General features: G+C 42.4%; 11 protein-coding genes and 3 pseudogenes. 6 read left to right on the top strand and 8 right to left on the bottom strand.

Annotated features, from left to right (window positions below; all coding sequences use genetic code 11):
- Positions 1-84 precede the first annotated feature (84 nt).
- Positions 85-906, top strand: a pseudogene (locus tag Phpb_RS09765) (ATP-binding cassette domain-containing protein); the annotation flags it as partial.
- 189 nt (positions 907-1,095) lie between these two features.
- Positions 1,096-1,233, top strand: a pseudogene (locus Phpb_RS24855) (helix-turn-helix domain-containing protein); the annotation flags it as partial.
- On the opposite strand, the pseudogene Phpb_RS09760 reads toward Phpb_RS24855, so the two are convergent.
- The 4 genes and pseudogenes from Phpb_RS09760 to cueO all read right to left on the bottom strand — a co-directional run.
- A pseudogene (locus Phpb_RS09760) lies at positions 1,208-1,938 on the bottom strand (IS630 family transposase); the annotation flags it as partial. The pseudogenes Phpb_RS24855 and Phpb_RS09760 sit on opposite strands and share 26 nt — an antisense overlap.
- Before the next feature lie 390 nt (positions 1,939-2,328).
- Positions 2,329-2,799 (bottom strand): hypothetical protein, encoded by a 471-nt coding sequence (locus tag Phpb_RS09755; protein WP_065390163.1) that lies wholly within the window; start codon positions 2,797-2,799, stop codon positions 2,329-2,331.
- A gap of 3 nt (positions 2,800-2,802) precedes the next feature.
- A complete protein-coding gene (locus Phpb_RS09750) occupies positions 2,803-3,342 on the bottom strand; it encodes a Panacea domain-containing protein (protein WP_065390172.1) in 540 nt (179 codons plus the stop codon).
- A 112-nt stretch (positions 3,343-3,454) separates the two neighbouring features.
- Positions 3,455-4,999 carry a multicopper oxidase CueO gene (cueO, locus tag Phpb_RS09745; RefSeq protein ID WP_065390162.1) on the bottom strand — a complete coding sequence of 515 codons (1,545 nt, stop codon included), beginning with the start codon at positions 4,997-4,999 and terminating at the stop codon, positions 3,455-3,457.
- Positions 5,000-5,204: 205 nt separating this feature from the next.
- Between cueO and Phpb_RS09740 the strand changes: the two genes are divergently transcribed.
- The 3 genes from Phpb_RS09740 (at position 5,205) to speD (ending at position 7,354) form a co-directional block, all read left to right on the top strand.
- Positions 5,205-5,552, top strand: coding sequence for a YacC family pilotin-like protein (locus tag Phpb_RS09740; protein WP_036782614.1), 348 nt, complete (start codon positions 5,205-5,207; stop codon positions 5,550-5,552).
- 112 nt (positions 5,553-5,664) lie between these two features.
- Positions 5,665-6,531: a polyamine aminopropyltransferase gene (speE, locus tag Phpb_RS09735; RefSeq protein WP_065390161.1), complete on the top strand. Its 867-nt coding sequence runs from the start codon at positions 5,665-5,667 to the stop codon at positions 6,529-6,531.
- A 28-nt stretch (positions 6,532-6,559) separates the two neighbouring features.
- The gene (gene speD, locus Phpb_RS09730; RefSeq protein WP_065390160.1) at positions 6,560-7,354 is read left to right on the top strand and encodes an adenosylmethionine decarboxylase; all 795 of its coding nucleotides are present in this window, start codon (positions 6,560-6,562) and stop codon (positions 7,352-7,354) included.
- Positions 7,355-7,464: 110 nt separating this feature from the next.
- Here the strand turns inward: speD and Phpb_RS09725 are convergent, their stop codons facing one another.
- The gene (locus Phpb_RS09725) at positions 7,465-8,004 is read right to left on the bottom strand and encodes a cysteine hydrolase family protein (protein WP_075489442.1); all 540 of its coding nucleotides are present in this window, start codon (positions 8,002-8,004) and stop codon (positions 7,465-7,467) included.
- 178 nt (positions 8,005-8,182) lie between these two features.
- Between Phpb_RS09725 and Phpb_RS09720 the strand changes: the two genes are divergently transcribed.
- Positions 8,183-8,593, top strand: a complete 411-nt coding sequence (locus tag Phpb_RS09720) for a type II toxin-antitoxin system HicB family antitoxin (RefSeq protein ID WP_036808247.1) — start codon at positions 8,183-8,185, stop codon at positions 8,591-8,593.
- A 129-nt stretch (positions 8,594-8,722) separates the two neighbouring features.
- Here Phpb_RS09720 and Phpb_RS09715 read toward each other — a convergent pair whose 3' ends face one another.
- From Phpb_RS09715 to agaF, 3 genes are read right to left on the bottom strand one after another with little or no spacing between them, the layout of a single operon-like run.
- A complete protein-coding gene (locus tag Phpb_RS09715) occupies positions 8,723-10,627 on the bottom strand; it encodes an alpha-galactosidase (RefSeq protein WP_065390170.1) in 1,905 nt (634 codons plus the stop codon).
- A gap of 38 nt (positions 10,628-10,665) precedes the next feature.
- Positions 10,666-11,526, bottom strand: a complete 861-nt coding sequence (locus Phpb_RS09710) for a tagatose bisphosphate family class II aldolase (protein WP_065390159.1) — start codon at positions 11,524-11,526, stop codon at positions 10,666-10,668.
- A 9-nt stretch (positions 11,527-11,535) separates the two neighbouring features.
- Positions 11,536-11,970, bottom strand: a complete 435-nt coding sequence (gene agaF / locus Phpb_RS09705) for a PTS galactosamine/N-acetylgalactosamine transporter subunit IIA (RefSeq protein ID WP_036808253.1) — start codon at positions 11,968-11,970, stop codon at positions 11,536-11,538.
- Positions 11,971-11,984: the final 14 nt, after the last annotated feature.

Below are 11,984 nucleotides of genomic sequence, written 5' to 3'. Positions count from 1 at the left end.
TGTTGATGCCTTTTTGGCATCGTTTTCATCACAGCAAAAACCAGGAAGACAAAAAATGAGTGTAGCACTATTATGAAATCTTATTTATTAATATCATTTCTTGCTTACAAAACTCAATTTGAGTCTAGAACTATATCTCTCATTGATCTATTTATTTCTTTTAAAATGCTTGGGATCCATATTGAAAGATTATCAGATATTGTACTATCTGAAACAGAATTAAAATCCAATATACTACTAAAAACAGAAACAATAAAATCAAATAAAATTGAAATTAAAAATCTTTCCTTTAAATATGAGGGAAATAATAATTATTTAATAGAGAATTTATATTTTGACATTCAGCCTGGAGATTCAGTGGCAATAATAGGTCCATCAGGTTGTGGAAAATCCACACTATTAAATTTAATGATAGGAAACATTTTACCTACAGGAGGAGAAGTTAGGATTGGAGGAGTTATAGTTAATAAAACACATCCAAAAATCATCAGAGATAATATCGGGTATGTAGCACAAGATGATTCACTATTTTCTGGTTCTATTATGGAAAATATAACTTTTTTTAATGAACATCCAGACACAGATAAAGCTATTAATTGTGCAAAAATAGCAGCTATACACCATGATATAAAAAAAATGCCAATGGAATATGAAACATTGATTGGAGATATGGGAACTATCTTATCTGGTGGACAAAAACAGAGGTTATGCTTAGCAAGAGCATTATACAAAGACCCTAAGATCTTATTTTTAGATGAAGCCACGAGTCATCTCGATACTGAAAACGAAAAAATAATTTCATCTAACCTTAAAATGTTAAGCATTACAAAAGTAATGGTTGCCCATAGGAAAGAAACAATAGAATCCGCGAATAAACTAATTGATTTAACAAAAAAATGTGCATAACCTTGTGTAATTGTCTATTTTTGTACGTATAATTTATCAATTAATACAAGTGAAAAAAGCATTATTAATATTAAATTGTTATTAATCGTATTAGTCGCGACTAGATATGACATAGAACTTGAAAAATTGAGAGTTACCGGTTTTGATAGGGGTGCCGAACCCTTATATAAAATACAAGAGGTAACTCTCGTGCTTCATACTAACAACCCTATCATTAAACATAAAACCAGTTTGTTGAACCTGGCTGAAGAACTTAACAATGTGTCGAAAACTTGCAAGATGATAGGCGTATCCCGCGATACTTTTTATCGCTATCAGGAACTCGTCGCAGGGCAATGAAGAACTCGGCGATGTGATAACTGTCGATACGGTCATATTCGCGCACCCCTGTTTTGCTGATATCGGCCAGATTCAGGGCACCCATCAGGTTCAGACGGGTACGACTTCCCGTGGTTTTCACTGCGGTTTTCTGGCCTTTGCGCATCCAGCCATAAGCCAGTTTCGTCCCCTGCGTGGGATGGATGCCATCAATGAACAGGATAGGCTCATGGTCTCCGGCTTCCTGCTTCAGTTTCCCGCAGGCTTCCATAAAGGCCCGTTGCTGTTCCGCATTGAATTTGTGTGGTACGCTGGTCGGTTTTTTATAGCTGAAGCCATTGTGGTACAGCCATTTATTCATGCCGGGAACGGTGTAACGGATATCCCATCTCTCTTCGACAAGACGGATAACCGCCTGTGTGGTGGGAGAAGATTGGCGGTCAGATAAGCGATAAGTTCCTGAGTCTGTGTTTCGCTGAGATAGCTCTGAGAGCCGCCATTTTCGGGTTTCAGTTTGCGGTGATTAAGGTAATCACTGATATGACGATTAACGGTCGTTTCATGAAGACGCAGGGCCTGAGCGATCATGACTGAACTCCAGCCCTCAGAGGCCAGCAGGACCGCTTTGATGCGATCACACTCTCTCTTATCTCGGCAGGTGTGATGGAGATGTTCAAGTTCGGCTTTTTGTTCATCGGTAATGAATATTTTCATAGTGAGGATAATGATCTCCATTTCGGATAAAATCAAGCATCTTCAATGATTACAGGTATAAGTATATGAAAATCAATAAAGGATTATAACCAGTTGAGATGCCAATTAATATGTCATTATTCTAGCAATATTATTGAACAGTTCCTTTTCCTTAGGATATCTCAAGGTAAGTATGGCATAAGATAAGGATGTTTATACCCGTCATCTTTCAAGTTGCCTCTTTGTTGGCTGCACTCACTCACCCCGGTCACATAGTTACCTATACTCCCGGGGATTCGCTCCCTTGCCGTCGCGATGCATCTTGAAATCCATTGGGTATATAATATTTAGAAGAGAAACCAATCTATGGCTCATACACTAAAACTATTATTCAGTAATAATAGCTCACCGCTAACCGACAAATTGTTCTAACGACGCCAATATGTTGCGCTTCTGACCACGTTTCATTGTTGGGGAACGCTTAACCGCTTTATAAACTTCACGCATACAATAATCAGCAACTTTACCCTTAACAATATTATGATAATCAGTGCTGATCCTTTCCTTAATATCGTTAATATCAAATGCCGCATGAGCATCTATACAATTAATAAACGAATCCCATTGCAAAAACTTATGATATTTCTGAGGCAAATCAACTTGGCATTGAAGAAGTTCCTGTCGTAATTGGATAAATTCGCTAATTTTAGAATTAATTATCAGAACAAGCAGCGGCTCACAGCAGCAAACCAACAAATATTTTAATTTTGGTGGCGTCGTAAAAGGGCAGTGGAGATAAAGAACATCTCCTATAGCCAAACCCTGTTTAGCTGAAAATTCTGCCCTAAAAGATGCGGGAAATCTGTCACCAAGATTAATCATCAGCTACTCAGCAGAAGTCAGATAAGCAACTAACTTGTCACCATCTTTACAACTGGCAGCTATCACTTCCAATGGAATCTCGCCATTCTGGTTAGCCGCCATCCAAACACTATCGTGGCTGATATCACGTATTTCTTTAAAAGAAAGATTCCCATATTTTTCAATTGCTTCATTTATGCAATCAATATCTGAATCACTAAATACATCTTCATCGAAATCACGCAAAGCACGTATTTGGTGATTTCCATGACGTCCCTCTACTGATAACGATGACCGAATGACATCAACATCACACTTATTTGGAATAAAGCGCCCGTCTCCTCTGGCTACTTTTATAATATCATAGGCATTCTCTGCAACAGGGCCATCTTTCATTGCAAGATAGTTATCACCCGTAATTAACCGGCCATAACGCTCTAAATGCAGTCGGTCAGCAAAATACAGAATTTTACCCACATGATAAATGTCAGAAATTGGTGCTGTAGAGGCAACGTACAGAATGGCCTCTATAGCCTTTTCTGAATCAAACCTTGCATTAAGCATCTCAATACCTTCATTCAAATTAGGATAAATAACATACAAAATCTATACCTATTTTAATACCTACCGTAATCCCTGTACAACGCTTTGTTGCGTTCCATTGCGGCCAGCAAAATTATTTACTAACCGTAAAACCTAGCATCATACCGGTATCTTCATGTTCCAGTAGATGACAGTGCGCCATAAATGGATGTTTCACTCCCGCAGTATGCTTGAACTGAACCAGCACTTCGCTCTCCTTGCCCTCCACATGAACAATGTCTTTCCAACCACTGCGGTGAGCGGCAGGTTTGCGGCCATTCTCACTCAAAATACGAAAGCGGGTGCCGTGGATATGGAACGGATGCAACATCATATCGCCAACCCCTGAAATCACCCAACGCTCATATTGCCCCTGTTTCACATCAAAAGCGGGTTCTGTTATGGAGAAAGCCTGCCCATTAATGGTGTTCGCACGATAGAAATTTAATTCACCACCATGATGCATATCTCCGTGGTTCATATTCCCATGATCCATCCCCATACCCGCCATAGCTCGCTCACCGTAGCGCTGAGACAACATCATCATCCCTTGCATATCCAGACGGCTGTCCATCGCAAGATGTAAATTACGCCTGTTCAGGCCCGTCAAAGAAGGCAATGCGGGAAGCGTGGCAAGCTGTTCCGACAATACTGTGCGACTAGAAAAAAGCTGAGGTTGAATACGTAAAACGGGTAACGGTTGATCAAATGGCGGTAATGTCATTCCTATCTGAACCACAGGTAACGTCACCAGATCGAAAGTTTTTCCGTCAAACGTATTCACCAATACCTCAAAACGCTCTCCCGGCAGAATCGGTAACTCATTAACCGCAACCGGCTCCGCTAACAAGCCGCCATCACTGGCAACAACATATAATTCACGACCATCACTGACCGCAATATTCAAACTGCGGGCATTACAACCATTCAGCAAACGCAGACGTAACCAGCCGCGCGGCGCAGTATGTTGGGGTAAAACAACGCCATTGGTCAGCATTATATCGCCAAACCAACCGACAGCGGCACTCATCACATCCAGTTGATAATCAATCTGCCCCTCTTTATTCAGGCGTTTATCCTGCAAAACCACCGGAATATCATCCACACCCCACTGATTTGGCAACCCCGTATTAATACTGTTCTCATCTTCAATCAATACTAATCCACCAAGCCCCATCGCAACTTGATAACCCGTCTTGCCATGCGTATGTGGATGGAACCAACAAGTCGCTTCTGGTTGTTCAGGCGTAAAACTGACCGTCCGATTCCCACCTGGCGCAATCATCGCATGCGGACCGCCATCGGCTTCCCCAGTAATCTCCAGACCATGCCAATGAACAGTCGTCTCTTCCGACAGATGATTACGAATATCAATAGTCACAGGTTTACCTGACGTCAATTTCAGCGTCGGCCCCAATAAATCACCGTTGTAACCCCAAGTTTTCGTCACCGTTCCTGCTTTAAAACTGGATTTTCCCGCCTTGATCTCAATAGTAATTTTACCTGCCGCATCTGGCTCTAATTGTGGAGGAATGGGCAGTGCTGGATAAGATTCAGCAAAGGAGAAACGGCTCCAGACAGGCAACATACTGGATGCCCCAATAACCGCGCTTAATCTGATAAAATCACGTCGTTGCATATCAATTTCCTGATTAAATCGGCAAAAAATAAACAATAAAAAAACATTTCATAAAAAGAAACGTAAAGGTTACCCTTACAGGAAGGTCAAGCAGAGGGAATGTGATTTAGGTCGATCTTTACAATAATTTAAAAAAATAAATTTTACCTAACAAAGATATTAATATGTTAACGTAATATGACATGGATTGATTATAATAATACAAATGCGAAAATTAGCTCTCTTGACTTACATACTCGTTCTGTTCGGTTTTTCCCACCCCGCAAAAGCGCTGACAGAAAATGAAGCTGAAGATCTAGCGGATCTGACGGCGGTGTTTATCTATCTGAAATATGACTGTGGTTACAGCCAAATTCCTGACCGAGAAATTAAACGAGCCATTATTTATTTCGCTCAACGCAATAAGTGGGATTTGACGAATTACAACAGCCAATTGATGGACAAACTCAATGAAGAAAGCTACCAGGATTTAAAAGGAATTTACCTATCCAATGCGATAAAGTGCCATGCTCTCGCCAGAGATTCACTGAGTTTATTCGCCTACGTTAAATAGTCCTTTTCCTCATCCCTCGAAAGGGGTAAATTTCACCGTGCAACTATGAGAATTGTTGGCTATTATGTGTACCCAATTTTCATGACTGTCACAGTGGAGGAAAAGCCGGGATATGTCACAAAAAGAAATTTGGTACGAAACACTGCACGCCAACTTTGGTCAGTATTTTTCCGTCGATAAAGTGCTTTATCACGATAAAACTGAGCATCAGGATTTGATTATCTTTGAAAACGCGGCGTTAGGCCGCATTATGGCGTTGGATGGCACGGTACAAACCACTGAACGTGATGAATTTATCTACCACGAAATGATGGCTCATGTTCCTTTGTTCGCCCACGGGAACGCCAAACGAGTACTGATTATCGGCGGTGGCGATGGCGGTATGTTACGTGAAGTCTGCCGTCATCAATACCTTGAAAGCATCACTATGGTTGAAATCGATGCTGGTGTCGTTGAATTCTGCCGTCAGTATCTGCCTAACCATAATGCCGATGCTTATGATGATCCACGTTTCAATTTGATCATTGACGATGGCGTTAATTTCATTAATACCACCGATCAGAAATTCGATGTCATTATCTCTGACTGCACGGACCCGATTGGGCCTGGTGAAGGATTATTCACATCTGAATTCTATCAAGGTTGCCAACGCTGCCTGAATAATGAAGACGGCATCTTTGTTGCTCAAAATGGTGTTTGTTTCCTGCAACAGGACGAAGCAGTAATCAGCCATAAAAAATTGAGCAACTATTTTGCTGATAGCAGTTTCTATCAGGCAGCTATTCCAACCTATTATGGTGGAATGATGACCTTTGCCTGGGCGAGTCAGAACCCGGCACTACGCCTTGTGGATCTGGCAACATTGCAACAGCGCTTTGACAACGCGGGTTTTACCTGCCGTTACTACAATCCAGCCGTTCATACCGGTAGCTTTGCTCTACCACAATATCTGCTGGATGCACTATCCGAGAACCCATAATCACCCGTTAGCCAGGAGGTGAAATAAATTGCACAAGCTGAAATTGCACGGCTTTAATAACCTGACAAAAAGCCTGAGTTTTTGTATTTACGATATCTGTTACGCAAAAAGCAAAGCTGATCGGGATAGTTATATCGCTTATATTGACGAACAATATAACGCTAACCGTTTAACGGAAATTCTCAGCGAAACCTGTTCGATCATTGGTGCAAATATTTTGAATATCGCCCGCCAGGACTATGAGCCGCAAGGGGCAAGCGTCACCATTCTCGTCAGCGAAGAGCCGATGGACCCAAAGGATGTCGACAATACTGAAAATCCCGGTCCGTTGCCCGATTCCGTCGTTGCTCATTTGGATAAGAGCCATATCTGCGTGCACACTTATCCAGAGAGCCATCCGGGCGGCGGCATATGCACTTTCAGAGCTGATATTGAAGTATCAACCTGCGGTGTTATTTCACCTCTCAAAGCGCTGAACTATCTGATCCACAAATTAGAATCAGATATTGTCACGATGGATTACCGCGTCCGTGGTTTCACCAGAGATGTGAATGGCATGAAACACTATATCGATCACGAAATCAGCTCGATTCAGAATTATATGACCGAGGAAGTGCAATCGCAGTATTACATGATGGATGTTAATATTTATCAGGAAAATCTATTTCATACAAAAATGATGCTAAAAAGATTTGACCTGAATGATTACCTATTTAATGCCACACCAGAGCAACTGAGTGAAACGGAAAAGCAGGAAATTACCCATCTCTTGAAAAAAGAGATACAAGAAATCTATTATGGACGTAATTTACCCGCTGTTTAGTTAATATTTAGCTGGCAGGCGCCAATATTCACTGGCATCTGCCAGATCAGTTTTAGCTGATATATTCTCAGCAATTTGATCCATTAACTATATTAATAGGTTATTCCATATTACCCGGTTAAAACATTACTCGTTGTAATCTCAGCGCCATAAATGGTTTTAAGATAATTAAGAGCGTCCTCTTGATCAACACCGGGGAAAACACACACAGCATCTGACAAAACTTTGATTCGATAACCGCGTATAAACGCGCCATAGGCCGTATGTCTGACGCAACAATGGGTATGCTGGCCGGTTAACACCACTTCCGTCACACCATATGCTTGCAAAACCTCTTCCAGATCGGTTCCATCGAAAGCCCCATAAAATCGCTTGGGCAAAACAATTTCACGCTCCATCCCAATAGGAGCCAATGTTTCAATGACATTAGCACCTGGCGTTCCAGCCATTGCATGTCTGCCCCAAATACTCATTTCCCGATCATCAGCTCGATGAGCGTCATTAGCATAAACCACCAGCCAATCACGATGGTTCCTAGCATGATCAATCAGCCGCTTGATTACCGGTATGATCTTCATCGCATCCGCCTCATTGGCGAGTACTCCTGTGACAAAATCGTTCAGCATGTCAATTACAATCAACGCTTTCATTAGTTTTGTCCTTTAAATAGATTTTAAAAAAACAATTGCTGTGACTTGCTTCCACCACTTAGTTACAGACAATTCTGACAAGACCATTAGCCAATAACAATAAAAGGATATACCTTTACCAACATTGAAAAGTATCAAGAAACAGGCGGGACTTTGAGTCCACTTCTCGGAGGTGTAAATGTTATATCCAGTTGCGATTGATAAAGGCCACTCATCCTTCGGCGTCCGTGTCCCTGATATCCCGGGTTGCTTTTCTGGAGGGGATAATTTTACAGACGCAGTAGAAAGCGTCCGCGAAGCAATTGAAGCGCATATCGAATTGCTGATTGATGATAATGAATCAGTACCAGAAGCGACAAGCGTAGAAAACTACCTTGCCGACCCTGAATATATAGGAGCAATATGGGCATTAATTGATGTGGATATTACACGATTAATGGGAAAGTCAGAGAAAATCAACGTAACTCTTCCATCATTGCTAATCCGCCGAATCGATCAATTCGTCGCAAATCATCCAGAATACGGGAGTCGTTCAGGTTTTCTATCACACATAGCGGCAGAAAAAGTTATTAGCAGAACCAAAATCTAATATGTCTGAAATGTTAATTCATTGATAATATGCTGATTTTTTCTAATAAAACACCATCACAATAATTTCCCAAAATAATCACTGCCCCGAATAAAATCAATTATTCGGGGCAATTTAATAACACAGTGATTATTTCGATGGGGTCAAAGAAAAGGTCAATGTCTCCAACGGTTGAAGCGTAATCAACACCGTTTTATTGATAAACTTCGGCAGCGAGTTATTCTCACCATAATCGATATTAACGTCATATACCGAAGGTTGATCATCAGGCAATTCAAGATCGCTTTGCAAATCCAGATAATATTGCTTCACTTCATCAGCAGGATTACGCAAAGTAATAATCGACTTTTTCGGACTCCAGGCTCCCCAACCGTACACCGCTAGGTCGGTGGGATCTTTACCAATCCAATGGGTATCAAACAGCACATCTTTATTTTTCTCTGACCATTTCGCCGCATTTGCCAGCGTATCCCAATCCTCAGTAGTCAACAGTTCAGGCGTAACATACATCTCTTGTAACTGAGTGCCGCTGCCAAAATAGCTCCAAACCTGATCGGCAAAATCTTTAGGTGACTGTTTATCCAGATGCTTAGCCTGTTTAGCATAAACAATGCCATGCAGCATCAATGAATTCAGTGGGAACAGCGGCCCCTTTGTTACGACATTACGATAAGTTTCCGCATCACGATAGGTAAGCCACTGCTGCACTTTGGAACCTGGACCGTGAAACTCCACATCATAGCCGCCACGCCAAATAGAATCGGCGAAAAATAGCCAGGAAGGCGTGGCTTTGGTGCCGGTGGTCAAGTTGATAAACAGCTCATTGCCTGTATTGCGCATATCTTCAATAAGATGGATAGCGGCATCAAAATCACTGGTGAATGAACTTCCTTTAATCACACGATCAGCATTACCGGTGCCATCCAGCTTAAACATGGATACATTTTGTTGTTGAATCAGGTTGAGCACCCGGTTATGGAAATTGGCATAGTAATTAGGGCCTGAAAGCGCAAATCTGCCATCTATTACTTCATAACCAAACTCCTCCGCATGAGAAACACGCTGCTCACCCGGTTTACCATAACCGCCCCAAGGAGAAAGCCAAATACCTAAACGAGCATGATATTGATCGGCTTCCTTCTTAAGATTTTTGAACTCATGGGGAAATGCCTGACTAAAACCCCAATCTCCTTTGAGGTTATCCCAACCATCATCAAACAGATAACCACCCAACTTCACACCGCGCTTAGTCACCAACTCCTGCCCAAATTGTTTGATACGAGTCAACGACTCTTGTTCAGTATAAGGCGTGAAGAAACCAATATCGTACCAAGAGTTGTAATGTAGGTAAGGACTATATTGACGCGGACGAGCATTGTTCAAAAACTCATTGACGTTACGCCGCAATTGCCCTTGCTGATAAACACCAACATATGTCTTATAACTTAACGTTTTCCCCGGCTCTAGCGGGATAGAGAGCACAATTTTTTGCGAAGCGCTCCCTTTATAAGCCTCAGTGGTAATCAATGGATTACCGGGAACAATAAAGAAGCTATCGCTGACAATCGGTGAACTGACGATAGACCCATGAACAAAAGGGACTTTAGTGCGAAATGGCATCAACGAGACAGAGCTAAGCTCCAACGCGTTTTCCTGCGGTGTAATAGTGATTTCAAACGAGCCGTACTTATCTTTATCCTCCACCGTAATGATATTTTTTACCTGAATGTTGTCATGTTTCAGGGAGACAACAATACGATTGCGCTTTTTGCTGATATCAGTAATCTGAAAATCTTTAGCCGTGAGCTTTTCTCCTGACTTCAACGTGATTTCAAATAGATTATCAATGATGATTTGATCGTGGTTTTTTGGATTTTCAAATTTTAATTGCGTCACTTTACCGTGTTCGTCGCTAACAGTTACATGGTAATTATTACCGTCCAACAACCAGCTATCTGCCCAGACTGGCGTGTTATACAACACGGAACTCGCTAATAAACTCAACGTAATTCTATTTAACGTTCTTATTTTCACAGCAGTTTCCTTATAGTCAGAATAAAAAAACAGAACCGTCACGAATACAGCTTGCCTGCACTGCCACAAATCCGGATCTTTTCTTCTACTACTGCCTGCATAGCCTGTTTTCCCGGCGCGATATATTTACGCGGATCATTCGCATCTGGATGCTGGATGAAATAGCGCTTTACCGCATCAGCAAAAGCAATTTTCAGATCGGTCGCCACATTGACTTTACATACACCAAGACCAATCGCCTGCTGTATCATCACTTCAGGAATACCCGATGCGCCATGCAGCACCAACGGAATATCCACCTGCTCACAAATTGCTGCTAATCGATCAAAATCCAGACGCGGTTCACCATGATACAAACCATGCGCAGAACCAATCGCTACCGCCAGAGAATCAATACCGGTACGGGCAACAAAGGCTTTCGCCGCCAGCGGATCGGTAAAGAAACTATCGGCGCTGGAAACCTGCAAATCATCTTCCTGCCCGCCTAGCCGCCCCAACTCCGCCTCAACGCTAACATCGTAACGATGGCAAAATCGTACCACCTCAGCTACCTTACGAATATTCTCTTCAAAGGGTAAATGCGAGCCATCAATCATTACCGAACGCACACCCGCAGTCACTTTATGGCTGATATCCTCCAGTTCCTCATGATGATCGAGATGCAACGCCAGCGGCAAATTGTGGCGACGAGCGGCATCCTGACAAATTGACACCAGGTAGTCAGTCCCCGCATAACTGAAAGTACTTGGCGTACCTGCCAAAATCACCGGTGATGCCAAACGTGCGGCGGTTTCCGCCACCACCTGGATAGTTTCCAGATTATGGACGTTGAAAGCAGGAACCGCATAGCCTTCACGCAGGGCCTTTTTTAACATTTGACGACTAGAAATCAGGTACATATAAGCTCCTTAAATGCCATCCAGATTCGGGCTGTCATACCTTCGTTTCTGTTGTTCATGCCACAGGCTGGTTAATCCCCGCCGCCCGCATTCCAGCGCCATATCACGAAATGTTTCCAGAGTTATATCTTCACGATCCAGCATCATCTCTACCGCTAATTGCATATTAGTACCGGTGATAACTTCATAACATGGATTAGCTATTGCCAATTGCGCCGCCTGCCGGAACGGTGATCCACCCAGTAAGTCACTGAGAATAATGACACCCTCACCACTATCACAGGCGGTGCAAGCCGCCTGTAACAACAGCAATAATTGTTGCGTACTGATTCCCTCAGGAAAATCGACAGCACAGCACTGAGGTTGTCGTCCGACGACTTGTTCCACTGCCTGCAACAACCCACTGGCGAAATGCCCATGACCGGTGATTACAATACCTAACATTCCCTCTCCTCAGC

The organism is Photorhabdus namnaonensis (genome assembly GCF_001684335.1).
Lineage (GTDB): Bacteria > Pseudomonadota > Gammaproteobacteria > Enterobacterales > Enterobacteriaceae > Photorhabdus > Photorhabdus namnaonensis.
The sequence above is the reverse complement of the archived record's forward strand: the minus strand, read 5'-3'. Positions and strand labels throughout refer to the sequence as shown.